Below are 17022 nucleotides of genomic sequence, written 5' to 3' on the forward strand. Positions count from 1 at the left end.
CCGCTAATAAACAGCCCTCAGAGTGCCAAAATCACTATCTCGATAGAGAGGCCCTAACAAGCTACTTCTCAGCGAGAAGTAAGCCATCGTTTCTAATACCGGTATTAGCTTTGACTATTACCGGTATTAGTTTGGACTAATACCGACTATAGTGATCACTAATACCGGTAATAATTTGATGCTTGCGTGGAGGGGCATTCGTTTGACTTCCTCCCGGCCGGCGGTGAAGTGGACTGGAGAGCGGTATCTTTTGGTAACTTTGCGACCGTATTATAGATAAGAGAGATATGGCGCAGAAGAAAGTTACGCTGCTGGGGAGTACCGGCTCGATCGGCACCCAGGCACTTGAGGTGATCGACCGACACTGTGATGAGCTGGCTGTGGAGGCTTTGGTATTTGGGTCCAACGTGAAGGTAGCTGTGGAACAGGCACTCCGCTTCCGCCCTCGTGTCGTGGTGACGGGGGAGGAGAAGCTATACAAGGAGCTCAAGCAGGCCCTACGCGATACCGACACCGAGGTGAAGGCGGGTCGTGAGGCGGTGCTGGAGGTAGCCGGCTCCTACGACACCGATATTGTCCTCTCCTCCATCGTCGGCTTTGCCGGGCTCCGCCCCACCATCGAGGCGATCAAGAATGGTCGCTTGGTAGCTCTCGCCAATAAAGAATCCCTCGTCGTCGGTGGCGAGCTGATCAGCCGCCTGGCGCGGGAGAATGCAGGCGTGATCCTGCCGGTAGACTCAGAGCACTCCGCCATCTATCAGTGCATTGTCGGTGAGAGGCATGGCGACGTTGCCAAGATCTACCTCACCGCCTCAGGGGGACCATTTGTCGACCTCACCAAGGAGCAACTCCGTGAGGTGACTCCTGAGCAAGCGCTCCGGAACCCAAACTGGGACATGGGCAACAAGGTGACGATAGACTCCGCCTCTATGATGAATAAGGGGCTGGAGATGATCGAGGCGCACCACCTCTTCGGCGTAGCACCCCGGGACATCGAGATCTGCGTCCACAGGCAGAGCATCGTTCACTCTATGGTGGGCTTCCGCGATGGAGCGGTCAAGGCGCAGCTGGGACTGCCGGATATGCGGGTACCGATCGCCTACGCCCTACTCTTCCCCCGCCGACTAAGCAGCCTGACGGATCTCCCGACGATCGAGCAGCTGAGCAGCCTCACCTTTGAGCGTCCCCGACGGGATGCCTTCCCCTGCATCGACCTCGCATACCGCGCCATCGAGGAGGGCGGCACTTCCCCCTGCGTCCTCAATGCGGCCAACGAGGTGGCAGTCCGCCGCTTCCTCCGCGGAGATATTCGCTTTACGGACATCCCCGAGCTGATCAGCCACTGTCTCGATCGCATGCCTCAGCGCAACGCCGTCTCTCTCGAGATGCTCGAGGGCTGCGACACCGAGACTCGCAAGCTGGCCGAGGGCTGGAGTCCTCGACACTAATCACGCACTATCTATATATGGGAATCCTCATACGCATAATTCAGCTACTTCTCTCGCTCTCACTGCTGGTATTTTTCCACGAGCTGGGACACTTCCTGTGGGCCAAGCTCTTCGGCATCCGTGTCTCCAAGTTTTACCTTTTCTTTGACTGGAAGTTTGCCCTCTGGAAGTGGAAACCAAAGGGGTCCGAGACAGAGTACGGCATCGGCTGGCTGCCCCTCGGCGGCTATTGCGCCATCGAGGGTATGATCGATGAGCAGGAGGCTGAGACAGGTGTGCCCAGCGAACCGGAGGAGTGGGAGTTTAGAGCCAAGCCGAAGTGGCAGCGGCTCCTTGTGCTGGCAGGTGGCATACTGAACAACGTCCTGATGGCAATCCTGATCTACTGGGGTCTCTCCTACCACTACGGCGTGGACCACATACCGATGGAGGGCGTCGGGGATGCGCTCACCTACTCCAGTGTGGGACACCGCATGGGACTGCAGGATGGGGACCGCCCCTACGCACTGGACGGAAAGGAGATTGAGTACTTTGATGGCTCTCTCGTCCAGGAGATCGCCAATGCAGAGACTCTAACGGTGGTGCGAAAGGGGAGCCGGGTGGACCTCGCCGTACCGGTAGACCTGATCCCGGCGATGCTGGAGACCGATAGCGCACTCTTCTACATCGATCTCCCGAGTGTCGCGGACTCTGTCCTTACCGGATCCAATGCCGCCCGAGCAGGAGTCCTCGCCGGCGATGAGGTGCTGGCACTTAATGGCACACCGATGAAGCTCTCCGGTCTGCTGCCCGCCGTAAAGGAGCTTCGTGGAGATACCCTCCTACTCACCCTGCGTCGAGGTAAGGAGACGCTCCAGCTACCGGTCTATGCAGATCCGGAGGATGGGCTTGGGATCATGTTCTCCGCCGATCCGGGCAGGGCTTTTGGGAAAATACATGAGGAGTACGGCTTCTTCGAGGCACTACCCAGGGGCGTCTCCCGCTCCTGGCAGCTCCTGACCGGGTACGTGGACCAGCTGAAGTATGTCGCCACGCCGCAGGGAGCTAAGAGCATCGGAGGTCTCGGGACCATCGGGAGCCTCTTCCCACCGGTATGGAACTGGCTATCCTTCTGGACCATGACCGCATTCCTCTCGATTATCCTCGCGGTGATGAATCTGATCCCTATCCCCGGACTCGACGGCGGACATATCTTTTTCTTACTTCTGGAGATGATCACGCGGCGGCAGATCCCTTATAAGTATATGTACTACATTCAGCTGGTCGGCATCGGGTTGCTCTTCCTCCTTATGATCTATGCCAATGTGGCTGATGTGATCCGATTCCTCTTCTGACCATGCGCAAGCGTACCGACGATAAGTCTCCCATCTACCCCTCTGTGGAGGATGTGGAGTCGACCAAGCTCGGCTTCTCCGCCCTCCGGGAGAGGCTGCTCCACCACTGCTCCAATGAGGTGTCCCGCTACTTGGTGTCTCGGATGCACTTCATGGACTCTGCGTCAAGAGAACTGAGGACGGAGCTGAGGCGGGTGACGGAGATGCAGGAGCTCTGCGACAGTCGCACCCTACCCTCCTGGGGCTTCGGGGCACTCCGGTCAGCGATCAAGGGCGTGCGGCCGGAGGGGTCCTACTTGGAGTCGGAGCAGCTGCGCGCTCTCCGTGAGATGCTGGATGCCACTGCAGACACTGCTAGTCTCATGACGGAGGATGAAGCTGAGGACTACCCGCTCCTCCACCGTCTGATAGGGCGACTGGAGCCACTGGAGGAGCTGAGGCTGGAGCTTCACCGGCTGATCGGTGACGACGGGGAGATACCCGATGGCGCATCGGACGAGCTACGGAGTATCCGCCGAGCGATCCGCTCTCTCGAGGGTTCGCTTGGGGCTACGATGCAGCGTGTCCTCCGTCATGCCCGGCAGCAGGGCTGGGTCGATGCTGATGCCTCCGCCGTGATGCGCGATGGCCGTCTCCTTCTACCTATCAACCCCGGCAATAAGCGCGACATCCGCGGCATCGTCTACGAGGAGTCGGCGACCGGCAAGACGCTCTTCGTGGAGCCGGAGGAGGTGGTGCTGCTGCACAATGAGATAAGGGAGAAGGAGGGCGAGGAGCGACAGGAGATCCTCCGCCTCCTCCACGCCTTTGCCGACCGACTTCGCCCCTGGCTCGACACGGTGCGCGACGACATCACGATCCTCGGGATCCTCGACTTCGTCCACGCCAAGGTACTCCTCGCCGGGGAAATGGATGCGGTGGTGCCGGTGATCGAGACGGGAGAGCAACGTATGGAGTGGTGGAAGGCGCGTCACCCTCTCCTCGAGAAACACCTGCGTGAGGAGGGGAGATCTCTCGTCCCGCTCGACATCAAGCTCTCTCCGGAGGATCGGATCCTCATCGTCTCGGGACCAAATGCGGGAGGTAAGTCGATCACCCTTAAGACCGTAGGACTGCTTCAGTATATGCTACAGTGTGGCCTCGCCGTGCCGATGCAGGACCACAGCGTGATGATGCTCTTTGACAAGATCTTCATCGACATCGGTGACCAGCAGTCGCTTGAGGACGACCTATCCACCTACTCGAGCCACCTGACGAATATCAAGTTCTTCACCCGAAACGCCACGGACAAGACACTGCTGCTGATCGACGAGTTTGGTAGCGGGACTGAGCCGACTATCGGTGGGGCAATTGCTGAGGGTGCACTGGAGCAATTCAGACTCATGGGCGCCTATGGCGTGGTGACGACCCACTACGGCAACCTGAAGGACTACGCCTCGACGCACGACGGACTGATCAATGGGGCGATGCTCTTCGACCGGCAGCGGATCCAGCCGCTGTACCAGCTGGTGATCGGCCAGCCGGGGAGCTCCTTTGCCATAGAGATCGCACGGAGCATTGGTCTCCCGGAGGTGATCCTCGACTACGCCTCAGAGCAGGTGGGAGAGGACTTCATGCTGCAGGACAAGTACCTCCAAGACATCATGCGCGACAAGGCCTACTGGGGTCGTAAGCGGTCGGAGGTACACAAGCGGGAGAAGGAGCTCGAGGAGGAGCGCATCCGACTCCAGCAGAAGCTCGACGCCCTCCAGTCCAAGCGTGAGAGCGTCCTCTCAAAGGCGCATCAGGAAGCTCTGGACATCGTCTCGTCAGCCAACGCAGCGGTGGAGAAGACGATCCGCGACATCAAGACCTCGAAGGCGGATAAGGAGCGGACAAAGAAGGCTCGGCAAAAGCTGGACAATAAGCGCACCTCACTTGAGCAGAGGGTGCAACCAAAGGAGAAGCGGGAGCAGAAAAAGAGCAACGTATCAAGAGAGGCGATCACCGTCGGCACCGGGGTGACACTCGAGGGGGGAAATACGGTGGGCGAAGTGACCGAGATCAAGGGGAAGGAGGCACGCGTCTCCCTCGGAAGCATCACCGTCACCGTGCCACTCTCTAAGCTCACCCCCACGATCCGCAAGCAGACAATCATCCACAAGGAGCCGCCCAAGGTGGTGGAGATGCAGTCGGATGAGCGCAGGTTAGCCTTCAAGCCCCTCCTCGACTGTCGTGGCCAGCGCGTCGACGAAGCCCTCCGGGCAGTGACCGGATTTCTTGACGAAGCAGTGAGCTACGGCATGAGTACCGTCAGGATCCTCCACGGCACCGGCACGGGAGCGCTCCGTCAGTCGATCCGCGAGCTGCTGTCGGATCACCCGCACGTCGCCTCCTACGAGGACGAGCGTGCTGATCTCGGAGGGGCAGGCATCACGGTCGTACACATCGGCTGACGCTTCCTTTGTAGAAAGGAAAAGAGTCAGAAGTCAGACGTGGAGCCACCTCCACCTGAGGCTCCTCCACCGAAACCACCGCCGAAGTCCCCGCCGCCAAAGCCTCCGCCTCCAAAGTCTCCACCCCAGATCACCGGACCGAAGCCGCTGCCCCGACGGCGGATACGCTCTGCCCGATCGGTATGACCGCAGTGCTCACACTTGCCGACCGTCACCTGTCTGCCATAAGCATTGACGGAGACGGCGGCGTGGTAAGCCTTCACCCCGCAGGAGGGACAGCGATAGTACTCCCGGGAGTCTCTATCGAGGCTCATCACCTGCGACCGGTGGCACTGATCACAGACCAGCACCGGATGGGCGACACTCCGAAGCTTCTCCTCAAGAGCCTCTCCGGCATTGAGATATGATAAGTTATTAGGATACCTCAGTCGGGTGATGGTACCGTGAGAGCCGCAGTAGGGGCAGTCCTTGAGGCGACGCTGCCACTTCGACTTCAGCCATAGATATACGGGCAGGAAGATCAGGAGAAATCCCGGCAGGAAACCTATCGCCATCGGGAGTACCTCCGACCCTCTTCGCCTGAGGATGGAGTACTTCTCCGCCGGCGTTCCTCCCAGACGGACCCGCCCGAAGAGTCCCAGCAGAGCCAGAACCGCCACCAAGACAGAGAGGATCCCGTAGCCGGCAAAGATCGTCAGCAGATCCTCGTCGCTCATCTCATCATCGGTGTAGTCGACGTTCCCGTCATTTGAGGGATCGTACCCCTCGCTGAGATAGGTGTCTATCTGACTGATCCCGGCGAGGAAAGCCTCCTTGGACCTTCCCTCCTTGATCCCCGGGATGAGAATCCGCTGAGAGATACCGTAGGTAGCGGCATCTGGCAGAGCTCCCTCCAGGCCATACCCGGTCTCGAAGCGGATCAGTCGACGTCTCTGGGTCACATAGAGGATCAGCAGACCATTATCATCCTCGGCCTTACCGAGTCCCCAGAGGCGGAAGAGCTCCTCCGTAAAGGTCTCCGGGTCATCATTCTCAATCGCCGGCAGCACCACCAGCACCGCCTCCACGGTGTGCCGCTCTCTCAGATCGTAGAGAGCTCGGTCTATCTCCGACCGCTCCTCCGGCGTGAAGTACCCCTCCGGGTCGCTTACGAAGCGTCGGTAGTCTTGCTTCTGGACATTAGGCACATCCTCCGGTCTGTAGTCCCGCACCTCAGCCCTTGCCACCCCGGAGAGGAGCAGCAGGAGCAGGGTAAGGGGAAGGAGAAAGAACCGCTTCACGGTCAGAACTTCACCTCAGGGGCACGATCCGCGCCGGCGACAGACTCAAAGTAAGGCTTAGCCTTGAAGCCCAGGATAGAGCCAAAGATGTTATTGGGGAACTTGCGGACAAAGGTATTGTACTCCTGCGTCACCTCATTGAAGCGCTTCCGCTCCGTAGAGATGCGGTTCTCCGTTCCCTCAAGCTGTACCTGGAGAGCCTTGAAGTTCTCATTCGCCTTCAGATCCGGGTAGCGCTCCGAGACGGCAAGCAGTCGGCCGAGAGCCTGGGAGAGCTCACCCTGAGCCTGCTGATAGGCAGCAAGATCCTCGGGGGTCATCTTCGTCGGGTCAACAGTCATCTGGGTCGCCTTGGCACGTGCCTCCACGACGCCCTCCAGCGTCTCACGCTCATGGGTGGCATAGCCCTTTACCGTATTGACGAGATTGGGGATCAGGTCAGCGCGACGCTGGTACTGATTCTCCACCTGGCTCCACGCCTGGCGCACGCCCTCCTCTTGCTGCACCGCCTTATTATTGAAGCTGATGCCGGCGACGACCGCCCAGAGGACAAGCAGGATGACGACAACAATGGCTATCAGGCTACCTTTATTACTCTTACTCATGATTACTCTATTGTTAGGGGTTTATACTCTTATTTACTCATCGCAAAGGACGATCTCGCCGCGGTGCACCTTGCGGGTGCAGTACTCGCACTGCATGATCTCCTGCTCCCGATCGAGGAGGCGGAAGGCGCTCTTCATCGGTTCGTTATTGGTGATACACTTAGGATTGGGGCACCGGACGAGACCGCAAATGTCGTCCGGCAGGGTGACGTGCTTCTTCTCCACCACCTCGTACTCACGGATCACATTGATCACGATCTCTGACGAGACGAGGGCGAGGCGATTGAGCTCCTCCTCGGTGAAGAACTTATCCTCCACCTTGATGATCCCCTTCTGTCCGATCCGCTTGCTGCGGAGGTTCTGCCCGATGGTGATAGGTACGTCGAGGCTGTCGAGGTGGAGGAGGCGGACCACCTTGAAGAGGTGCTCCACAGGGATATGGTCGATGACCGACCCATTCTTGATCGCATTGACCCGCAGCTGACCTTTCTCTACTTTAGTCATAATACTCGTGCATTGGTTACTCGGTGACAGGGATATCAAGGGCTCGGCAGATAAGAGCCTCACGGACATAGAGACCATTCTGTGCCTGTGTGAAGTAGTAGGCATACTTTGTCTTATCCACATCCATGGCGATCTCATTGACCCTCGGTAGGGGGTGAAGGACGCGCATCGTCTCCTTGGCGGGACGGAGCATATCGGCTCGGAGGATGAAGGAGTCCTTCACCGCCTCGTAATCCTCATCGTCCGTAAAGCGCTCCCGCTGGATCCGCGTCATATAGAGGATGTCAGTCTGGGCGATGATCTCAGGTGTCAGCTCGTGAGAGTACTCCGTCGGGATATGGTGCTCATCGCAGTAGTCCCTGTACTCCGCCGGCAGGGCCAGCATATCGGGGGAGACGAAGATGAAGTGGGGGCGGAAGTAATTCATCCCCTCGATCAGCGAGTGGACCGTGCGCCCAAATCGCAGATCCCCCACCATCGTGATCGTGAGATCCTCCAGCCCGCCCTGTGTCCTGCGGATCGAGTAGAGGTCGAGCATCGTCTGCGAGGGGTGCTGATTGGCGCCATCACCGGCATTGATGATCGGGATCTCAGTCACCTCGCTGGCATACTTCGCTGCCCCCTCGAGGAAGTGGCGCATGATGATCAGGTCGGCGTAGTTGGAGACCATCTTGATCGTATCGTGCAGGCTCTCGCCCTTAGACGTGCTGCTGGCACGGGCATCGGAGAAGCCGATCACCCGGCCGCGTAGGCGATTGACAGCGGTCTCGAAGCTGAGGCGCGTCCTCGTGGAGGGCTCAAAAAAAAGCGTCGCCGCCACGCGACCCTGTAGGAAGTCACGATTGGGCTGACGCTCGAAGCACTCTGCCATGTCCAGGATCCGAAGAATCTCCTCCTCAGAGAGTTGATTGATCGAATAGAGACTGTTTTGATTCATAGTCGCATACTCTATATGATTCTTTTCTCTTACAAATGTAGCATTATTCGCCAAATCCACGAGCCTCTATTCCTTCCCGCATGAGGTACCGGTAAAAGAAAATGGTCTGAAGGGGGATCCTTTCCTATGGTCTTATTTTGTACTTTTGTGGTAATGATAGACGAAAAGAACCTTACTCCTAAGGATAATAAGGAGGAGATACGCGCCCTGCTCATCGGGGTCTCCACTCCTGAGCAGACAGAGCGCCAGACGCGAGACTACTTAGACGAGCTCGCTTTCCTCGCCATGACTGATGGCATCACCGCTGCTGCGACGATGACGCAGAACCTCGACGCACCCAAGTCCGGCTCCTACCTCGGGAGCGGTAAGCTTGAGGAGTGCGCTGAGCTGATCGAGCGGGAGAAGCTTGATCTCGTCATCGTGGACGATGAGCTGACCGCCGTGCAGATTAATACGATCGAGAAGGCGTGCAAGGTGCCGGTTCGTGACCGTACCAGCCTGATCCTCGACATCTTTGCCGACCATGCCCGCACCGCCTACGCCAAGACGCAGGTGGAGCTAGCGCAGTACAATTATATGCTGCCTCGCCTGACCCGTATGTGGACCCACCTCGACCGCCAGCGCGGTGGTGGAACCAATATGCGCGGACCGGGTGAGACGCAGCTGGAGACCGACCGCCAGCTGATCAAGCGGCGCATCTCCAAGCTGCGGGACGACCTTACGAAGATCGACAAGCAGAAGCAGACGCAGCGGAAAAACCGCGGTGCCCTCGTGCGTGTGGCACTCGTCGGCTACACCAACGTCGGCAAGTCGACGATCATGAATTCGCTCTCCAATAGCGAGGTCTTTGCCGACAACCGCCTCTTTGCCACCCTTGACACGACGGTGCGCAAGGTGGTGATCAAGAATCTTCCTTTCCTCCTCTCCGATACCGTCGGCTTCATCCGCAAGCTCCCGACAGAGCTGATCGAGTCCTTCAAGTCCACCCTCGATGAGGTGCGCGAGGCGGACCTTCTGCTCCATGTGGTGGACATCTCGCACCCCGCCTTTGAGGATCAGATCGCTGTGGTCTCTAAGACGCTCGAGGAGCTGCTGGAGGGGGAGAAGAAGCCGGTCATCCTGGTCTTCAACAAGATCGATGACTACTCCTACGTGGAGAAGGATCCGGACGACCTCACCCCGGCGACGAAGGAAAACCTCTCCCTCGAGGATCTGGAAAAGACCTGGATGGCGCATATGGGCGAGAGCGACGTCGCCTTCGTCTCTGCCAAGACCGGTCAGGGTATGAGTGAGCTGAAGGAGCTGCTCTATGACCGAGCTAAGGAGATCCACGTCACCCGCTATCCCTACAACGACTTCCTCTACTGACTCCCGGGATGAACCACCTCCTCCCTGTCGTCATCGGATTTCTCCTCGACCTCTGCCTCGGTGACCCACGATGGATGCCCCATCCGGTCATCGCCATAGGGCGGCTGATCAGTCGGCTGGAGCGGTGGCTGAGACGGGACGGGCAGACGCCGGGGGAGGCTTATCGAGCCGGGCTCCTGCTCTGGCTCATCGTCGTGTCGGTGAGCGGTGGGCTCTGCGCCCTCGTGATTTTCCTCGCTACAGCCATACACCCTATCCTGGGGATGGCAGTGGAGAGCATCCTGTGCTGGCAGGTGCTGGCGACCCGCTCTCTCGTCACGGAGGCTCGCAAGGTGGAACAACCTCTCCTCCACGGGAATCTCCCTGAGGCGCGCCGTGCGGTCTCGATGATCGTCGGGCGGGACACGGAGAGTCTCTCCGCCGAGGGGGTCACCAAGGCTGCTGTGGAGACGGTGGCGGAGAATACCTCCGACGGCATCGTGGCACCACTCCTCTTCCTCTTTCTCGGTGGGGCGCCTCTCGGTATCGCCTACAAGGCGGTGAATACGATGGACTCCATGATCGGCTACATTGATGAGCCGTACACCCACTTCGGACGCTTTGCCGCGCGTGCCGATGACTTTTTCAATTACCTCCCCGCACGGCTCAGTGCGCTCATGATGCTGCTTGCCGGTTTGCTCCTCGGGCTGGACGGTCGTCAGGGGTGGCGAGTGTTCCGTCGAGACAGATACAAGCACGCCAGCCCCAATTCCGCCCACACCGAGTCGGTCATGGCGGGACTGCTGAGGGTGCAGCTGGCAGGCGATGCCAGCTATGGCGGACATATTCACCACAAGCCCTTCATCGGCGATCCACTTCGCCCCATCGAGCCGCAGGACATCAGCCGCAGCTGTCGCGTGGCGACGGCGACGGCGATCCTCTCGCTGCTGATCTTTGGCTCCATAACCTATCTGATCATCCACTGACCCATGCTCTACGAGGAGGACTATCCCCACGGCGGGGATCGCTACAGCCGATCGATCCGGCTGGACTTTTCGGTCAATACCAATCCCTTTGGCCCTCTCCCCGAGGTGGTCGAGGCGGCACTCGGCAGCCGAGGTGAGCTGGACCACTATCCGGATCCCTACTGCCGTGAGCTGGTGCGGGCGATTGCTCGTAAGGAGCAGCTGCCGACGGAGTACATCCTCTGTGGCAATGGAGCGGCAGAGCTGATCGACCTCTACGTCCGCGCCCTGCGACCGAAGACGGCACTGGAGGCGGCGCCCACCTTCTCCGAGTACCGTCGCAGTCTCACCGCTGCAGGGTGTGAGGTGAGAGATGTGGTGCTGACGCGTGAGAGCGGTTTCGTCTGGCAGGAGTCGGTTCTCGACCGACTAGATGAGGAGCAGCCGGATCTGCTGGTTCTCTGCAACCCCAATAACCCTACCGGACGGCTCATCAGCCCCTCGCTGCTTGACCGGATCCTGGCACGCTGTGATGAAAGAGGGATAGCGGTGCTGATCGACGAGTGCTTCATTGACCTCGCTGACCGGCGGGAGAGCCGCACTTCAGACTTACCGCGCTACTCGGGACTAATGATTCTCAACGCCTTTACCAAGAGTCACAGTCTCGCCGGACTTCGCCTCGGCTACTGCATGACCGCTAACAGCCGCCTGCTCGCGCGGATGAGCCGTCTCTCGCAGCCGTGGAATGTCTCCGTTCCGGCTCAGCGGGCCGGGACTGTGGCTGCGGGGCGGAGCGACTTCCTCATCGAGTCCCGAGCGAAGATCTACGAGCAAAGGGCGGCACTCAGTGCGGGTCTTAAGGATCTGGGGCTGGAGGTGCTCCCATCGGAGGCCAATTTTCTCCTCTTTCGGGGACCGATGGGGCTGGATGCAGAGCTGGAGCAAAGGGGGATACTGATCCGCAACTGCGCCAATTACCACGGGCTCTCCGACGGTTGGTACCGCATCGCCGTCCGTCCGGAGGAGGAGAATAAAGTTTTACTCAACACCTTATCTACTATACTGAAGTGCCATGGCTAAGAACCTTATGATCCAGGGGACCATGTCCAATGCCGGGAAGAGCCTTGTGGCTGCCGGTATCTGTCGTATCCTCCACCAGGACGGCTACAGGGTCGCCCCCTTCAAAAGCCAAAATATGGCGCTCAACTCCTGCATCACCGGTGACGGCGGGGAGATGAGTCGTGCGCAAGTGGTTCAGGCGGAGGCGTGCGGTATTCGACCCGATACGCGGATGAATCCGATCCTGCTGAAGCCCAACTCCGACCACAGCAGTAAGGTGGTCGTCAATGGCCGTCAGGTCGCAGTGCTACCCGCCGGTGAGTATATGCGAGAGCGCTCTCGGCTCATCCCCGAGGTGCTCCGGGCGTACAACAGCCTTGCCGCAGAGGCGGACATTATGGTGATCGAGGGTGCCGGCAGCCCGGTGGAGCTCAATCTAAATAGGCAGGACATCGTCAATATGGGGCTTGCCGAACTAGTGGACGCACCGGTGCTAATCGTTGGCGACATAGACCGGGGCGGGATCTTTGCCCAGCTCTACGGCACCGCTGTTCTCTTTCGCCCCGAGGAGAAGAAGCGGCTGAAGGGGCTCCTGATCAATAAGTTTAGGGGAGATCTCGACCTCCTCCGTCCGGGGCTCGCAACCCTCGAGGAGCTCTGCGGCGTGCCGGTGGTGGGCGTGATCCCTCACATCGACGTGGACGTGGAGGACGAGGACAGTCTCTCCGACAATCTCACCGCCCACAAGCCCCGAAAGCCGATCGACATCGTCGTGATGCACCTGCCGCATATCGCCTGCTTCTCCGACTACTCTCCGCTGGAGCTCTACGACGGTGTCTCCGTGCGGTACATCAAGGATCCGGAGGACTTCGGCGAACCGGCACTGGCGATCATACCGGGCAGCACCTGCACGACGAAGGACCTCGAGTGGCTCCGCACCTCCGGTCTCGCAGACCGACTGCAGCAGTACATCGCCGACGGAGGGCTGACGATCGGGATCTGCGCCGGCTACCAGATGCTCGGGGAGGAGATCCTCGACCCGGACCACTTGGAGACAGAGGCGATCGAGCGAATTAAGGGGCTGGGACAGCTGCCCATCAGGACGCTCTTTAGTGGGGAGAAGGAGCAACATCGCTCCACCGGTCGGCTCGGCGAGATTGCAGGCGAACTCTTCTGCCTTAGCGGTAAAGCCTACGACGGATACGAGATCCACACCGGTCGCTGCACCGATCAAGAGACGGCGCCGGTGCTTAGGGGCGAAGGAAATGTCTACGGGACCTATATCCACAGCTTCTTCGACCATCCCGAGATCTCGCAGGCGCTGATCGCCCGGCTCTCTGAGCGGCTCGGCATACCGACTGACCTGCGTCGCTTTGACCTCAAGGCGTACAAGGAGCAGCAGTACGATCTCCTCGCTGACGGTGTCCGTCAGGCCCTCGACATGGACCTCCTCTACCGGATCATCGATCGGAAGGTATGAGCCACATCCTGCTGATCATCGACGGGATGACTGACCCGCGCTTCCGGATCGCCGACTATCCCTCCATGGACTCGATGCAGCGGCTCGCTCCTGTCGACTACTCCCGGGGCGGACATCCCGAGACGCTAGCCTGCACCCTGCGTATCCTCGGTCTCCGAGAGATCCCACCCCACATTCGCCCCGTTGTAGAGGCATATGGTGCCGGGCTTGAGGTGGCTCCGGACGACCTCTGGTTCCGAGCCAGCTGGTACCACATCGATGAGCAGGGACAGCCCGATCGACAGGAGAGGCCAGAAACCTTTACTCTCCCCACGGACACCACGGTAGACATTGAGCCACACGACCTCGGTCAGGGGCACTGGCTCTTTCGCCTATGGGAGGGTCGCTCCCTCTGTGAGAGGCTCACGCTGCCCACCCCTTTCGTCACCGGTGGGATGGGCGAACTGCTTCCCGAGGGTGATGAAGCCATCCGGGATTACTTCAGCCACCTGGCGACACCCCGACACCAGCTCATCGTCTGGGACAAAGGCGTATGCTGCCCCCTCCCACAGCTCCAGGAACCTTCAGTCATCATAGCGGCAGAGAAAGTGCTACTCGGACTGGGAAAAATGCTCGACTGGGATACGGTGACCCACCCCTCGCTCACGGGAGATACAGACACCGACCTCGGTCTCCTTGCGCAACTCACTCTGGAGGCTGCCGAACGAACCGACCGGGTGATCGTGCATGTCAATGGTGCAGACCAGGCGGGACACCGGCGAGCCGAAGCCGGGAAGAGGACTTTTCTCCGTCGCATAGACAGCGAGCTCCTTCCCCTGCTCCTCCACTCGCCCCACCGCCTCACCATCACCTCCGACCACGGCTGCGACCCCGCCACCGGCTGCCACCTCGCTGGCCCCCAGCCCATACTCTGCTCAGGGATGACGCATTTGAGGGGTAATGAGGGATACAGAAAACAATTCAACTCATTGTGAAGATACGGAAACGAAGCGCGCCTTGCGGTTCGCACCATCTGCCTATCGAAGTGCGCCCCTAAGAGTCTCCTCCTACAGCTCGAAACGCCCGACAGAGGATGTAGAATGCACGTAGCAGGAGAAGCAGTGGCTCCCCCCATCACCTCGGCTGAGCGACGATCACCTCGCTTATGCAGAAGCTTCAGTGGTGCAAATATAGCACCACCCCCATGAGGAGTTGTCTCACAGAGTCTCTCCATGTCTCTTCCTGTCTCTTTCTGACCAAAATTGCGTCTTCTGCGGTCTTCTCCACATAGTAAACCTGACCTGTCGGTGAGATCGAACCTGGCATTGGTGACCACTTCTTAACTGTAACACTCAAGTGCGTCACCCCTGTTGAAGTATACAGTATTATTTGGCTATTCAAATATTGTTCGTAACTTTGCGAACAAGAAAGGGGAATTGAAGTGAAGAAGAAACAGTATACAGCAGAGCAGGAACAGATTGCTCGGTTTGCCAAAGCAATGGGACATCCGGCACGGATGGCTATTCTTGATTTTCTGGCAAAACAAGATAGTTGCTTCTTCGGTGATATTCACGATGAATTACCTATTGCTAAAGCAACCGTGTCGCAGCATTTGAAAGAGCTGAAAGAAGCTGGCTTGATTCAGGGGGAAATAGAAACGCCCAAAGTCCGGTATTGTATAAACTTGGAGAATTGGGAACTTGCCCGAAAATTGTTTGCCGCTTTTTTAGGGGACTGTAAATCTAAAGGCACATCGTGCTGTGACTAACAGTACCAAAATGAATTGGTTTGGATCAAGAAAGTAGAAGAATTGTCCAAGGGAAATGCAGCCCTGATAGCTTGGAAAGATAACTAATAACATGAAGGTTTTAATTCTTTGTACAGGGAATAGCTGCCGCAGTCAAATGGCACATGGCTTTCTACAATCATTTGACAATAAGCTGGATGTCTTTTCGGCAGGAACAAAACCTGCTGAAAAGGTTAATCCGATGGCGGTAAAGGTTATGGATGAAATGGGTATAGACATAGCTCACCATATCCCTAAAAGTGTAGACCTGTATATAGGGCAGGAGTGGGACTATGTTATTACGGTCTGCGGTGGGACAAAAGAAAGCTGCCCAGTGTTTTCTGGTAAAGTCGGAAAGAGACTGCACATAGGATTTGACGATCCCTCGGAAGCAACAGGCACGCCGGAGTATATAAGCAGTGAGTTTCATCGGGTACGGGATGAAATAAAAGCCCGTTTCTATGACTTCTACCTGAACGAATTAAAGCCACAAATAAGCTAAATAGTTGTTGTTATGGAAAAGAAACAAGGAATTGGGTTTTTCGAAAAATACCTGTCCCTCTGGGTTGCCTTGTGCATCATTATAGGAATTGCCGTGGGACAATGGCTTCCGGCAATTCCACAAACATTGAGCAAATTTGAATATGCCAACGTCTCTATACCCGTGGCAGTCCTGATTTGGTTAATGATTTATCCAATGATGCTCAAGGTTGATTTCCAAAGTGTTAAGAATGTCGGCAAGCGTCCGAAAGGAATAATCGTCACTTGCGTTACAAATTGGCTGATAAAGCCATTTACCATGTTCGGAATAGCTTATTTATTCTTCTATGTGGTTTTCAAAGCCTTTATACCTGCCGGATTAGCCGAAGAATATTTAGCCGGGGCGGTATTATTGGGGGCTGCACCTTGTACAGCTATGGTGTTCGTGTGGAGTTACCTTACTAAGGGCGATGCCGCTTATACACTGGTGCAAGTGGCAGTGAACGATTTGATCATATTGGTAGCGTATGCCCCTATCGTAGCCTTCTTGCTGGGAGTTGGCGGTGTATCTATCCCGTGGGACACTCTGTTGCTATCAGTAGGACTGTTTGTTGTGATACCACTTACAGCGGGGGTCATTACCCGAATAACGGTTATCCGCCGCAAAGGTGTAGAATATTTCAACAACGTATTCGTAAGGAAGTTTGATAACTACACAGTAGCCGGATTGCTACTAACGCTTATTATCCTCTTTTCATTCCAAGGAGAAACGATACTGAACAATCCCCTGCATATCTTATTGATTGCAGTTCCTCTTGTGTTGCAAACGTTTCTGATTTTCTTCGTTGCTTACGGTTGGGCGAAATGGTGGAAACTACCCCATGAAGTTGCCGCACCTGCCGGAATGATTGGAGCAAGTAATTTCTTTGAATTATCGGTTGCTGTGGCTATTTCTCTTTTTGGTTTACAATCCGGGGCAGCATTGGCTACTGTGGTGGGCGTGCTGGTCGAGGTTCCGGTAATGCTGATGTTAGTAAGGATTGCCAATAATACACGAAGTTGGTTTCCGGCTACAGAATAACAATAAGGCAAAAGTCCTGATCTAACTTTATCGCAGATAGTCTTGGACCACTTTCATATACCTAGATTCCGCATGATAGTCAATTTGACTATCATGCGGAATCTAGGTCGGAGCCAGGGGTGGCGCATTTGAGCCTTAAAGTAAAGAAGTGATAATCCCTGTCGCTGTGCAATCCTGTCGACTGATCCCAGCCCTACTGCACCCGCCTGCCGATCCCGCAGGGGCGAAGCCCCGGAGGGATCATCGCTGTTTAGCCCGCGTGTCGAGGCACGAAGTGCCGAAGACCGCGGGAAAGAGGACCC

The 17022-nt window shown here is 57.4% G+C and carries 15 protein-coding genes; 11 read left to right on the forward strand and 4 right to left on the reverse strand.

The genetic code is table 11. The features are described from left to right. The first annotated feature begins 287 nt into the window (after positions 1-287). The 3 genes from dxr to B088_RS04375 are packed head-to-tail and all read left to right on the forward strand — an operon-like array spanning position 288 to position 5217. Positions 288-1448 (forward strand): 1-deoxy-D-xylulose-5-phosphate reductoisomerase, encoded by a 1161-nt coding sequence (gene dxr, locus B088_RS04365; protein ID WP_018107193.1) that lies wholly within the window; start codon positions 288-290, stop codon positions 1446-1448. Positions 1449-1465: 17 nt separating this feature from the next. Next, positions 1466-2782, forward strand: a complete 1317-nt coding sequence (gene rseP / locus B088_RS04370; RefSeq protein WP_018107194.1) for an RIP metalloprotease RseP — start codon at positions 1466-1468, stop codon at positions 2780-2782. A 2-nt stretch (positions 2783-2784) separates the two neighbouring features. Next, positions 2785-5217 carry an endonuclease MutS2 gene (locus tag B088_RS04375; protein ID WP_018107195.1) on the forward strand — a complete coding sequence of 811 codons (2433 nt, stop codon included), beginning with the start codon at positions 2785-2787 and terminating at the stop codon, positions 5215-5217. A 26-nt stretch (positions 5218-5243) separates the two neighbouring features. Here the strand turns inward: B088_RS04375 and B088_RS04380 are convergent, their stop codons facing one another. From B088_RS04380 to pyrB, 4 genes are read right to left on the reverse strand one after another with little or no spacing between them, the layout of a single operon-like run. Beyond that, complete coding sequence (locus tag B088_RS04380) at positions 5244-6497, reverse strand: TPM domain-containing protein (protein ID WP_018107196.1); 1254 nt, start codon at positions 6495-6497, stop codon at positions 5244-5246. Between the two features lie 2 nt (positions 6498-6499). Next, positions 6500-7102, reverse strand: coding sequence for a LemA family protein (locus B088_RS04385; RefSeq protein WP_018107197.1), 603 nt, complete (start codon positions 7100-7102; stop codon positions 6500-6502). 33 nt (positions 7103-7135) lie between these two features. Further along, positions 7136-7606 carry an aspartate carbamoyltransferase regulatory subunit gene (gene pyrI, locus B088_RS04390; RefSeq protein WP_018107198.1) on the reverse strand — a complete coding sequence of 157 codons (471 nt, stop codon included), beginning with the start codon at positions 7604-7606 and terminating at the stop codon, positions 7136-7138. 16 nt (positions 7607-7622) lie between these two features. Then, positions 7623-8543 (reverse strand): aspartate carbamoyltransferase, encoded by a 921-nt coding sequence (gene pyrB / locus B088_RS04395; RefSeq protein WP_018107199.1) that lies wholly within the window; start codon positions 8541-8543, stop codon positions 7623-7625. 153 nt (positions 8544-8696) lie between these two features. Here pyrB and hflX point away from each other — a divergent pair, with 153 nt between their 5' ends. From hflX to arsB, 8 genes are all read left to right on the forward strand, one after another. After that, positions 8697-9911 carry a GTPase HflX gene (gene hflX, locus B088_RS04400; protein ID WP_038973916.1) on the forward strand — a complete coding sequence of 405 codons (1215 nt, stop codon included), beginning with the start codon at positions 8697-8699 and terminating at the stop codon, positions 9909-9911. An 8-nt stretch (positions 9912-9919) separates the two neighbouring features. Further along, positions 9920-10876 carry an adenosylcobinamide-phosphate synthase CbiB gene (gene cbiB / locus B088_RS04405; protein WP_018107201.1) on the forward strand — a complete coding sequence of 319 codons (957 nt, stop codon included), beginning with the start codon at positions 9920-9922 and terminating at the stop codon, positions 10874-10876. A 3-nt stretch (positions 10877-10879) separates the two neighbouring features. Beyond that, positions 10880-11935 (forward strand): pyridoxal phosphate-dependent aminotransferase, encoded by a 1056-nt coding sequence (locus tag B088_RS04410; RefSeq protein ID WP_018107202.1) that lies wholly within the window; start codon positions 10880-10882, stop codon positions 11933-11935. Next, positions 11928-13394 (forward strand): cobyric acid synthase, encoded by a 1467-nt coding sequence (locus B088_RS04415; protein ID WP_025081998.1) that lies wholly within the window; start codon positions 11928-11930, stop codon positions 13392-13394. Before B088_RS04410 ends, B088_RS04415 begins: the two co-directional genes overlap by 8 nt. Beyond that, positions 13391-14368 (forward strand): alkaline phosphatase family protein, encoded by a 978-nt coding sequence (locus B088_RS04420; protein ID WP_018107204.1) that lies wholly within the window; start codon positions 13391-13393, stop codon positions 14366-14368. The genes B088_RS04415 and B088_RS04420 overlap by 4 nt, the downstream gene beginning before the upstream one ends. Positions 14369-14814: 446 nt before the next feature. Then, entirely contained in the window at positions 14815-15141 is a 327-nt protein-coding gene (locus tag B088_RS04425; RefSeq protein ID WP_018107206.1) for an ArsR/SmtB family transcription factor, read from the forward strand. A gap of 91 nt (positions 15142-15232) precedes the next feature. Beyond that, positions 15233-15661 (forward strand): arsenate reductase ArsC, encoded by a 429-nt coding sequence (locus tag B088_RS04430; RefSeq protein ID WP_018107207.1) that lies wholly within the window; start codon positions 15233-15235, stop codon positions 15659-15661. A 12-nt stretch (positions 15662-15673) separates the two neighbouring features. Next, positions 15674-16720: an ACR3 family arsenite efflux transporter gene (gene arsB, locus B088_RS04435; RefSeq protein WP_018107208.1), complete on the forward strand. Its 1047-nt coding sequence runs from the start codon at positions 15674-15676 to the stop codon at positions 16718-16720. The last annotated feature ends 302 nt before the right edge of the window (positions 16721-17022 follow it).

The sequence above is a fragment of the Porphyromonas bennonis DSM 23058 = JCM 16335 genome (assembly GCF_000375645.1).
Lineage (GTDB): Bacteria > Bacteroidota > Bacteroidia > Bacteroidales > Porphyromonadaceae > Porphyromonas_A > Porphyromonas_A bennonis.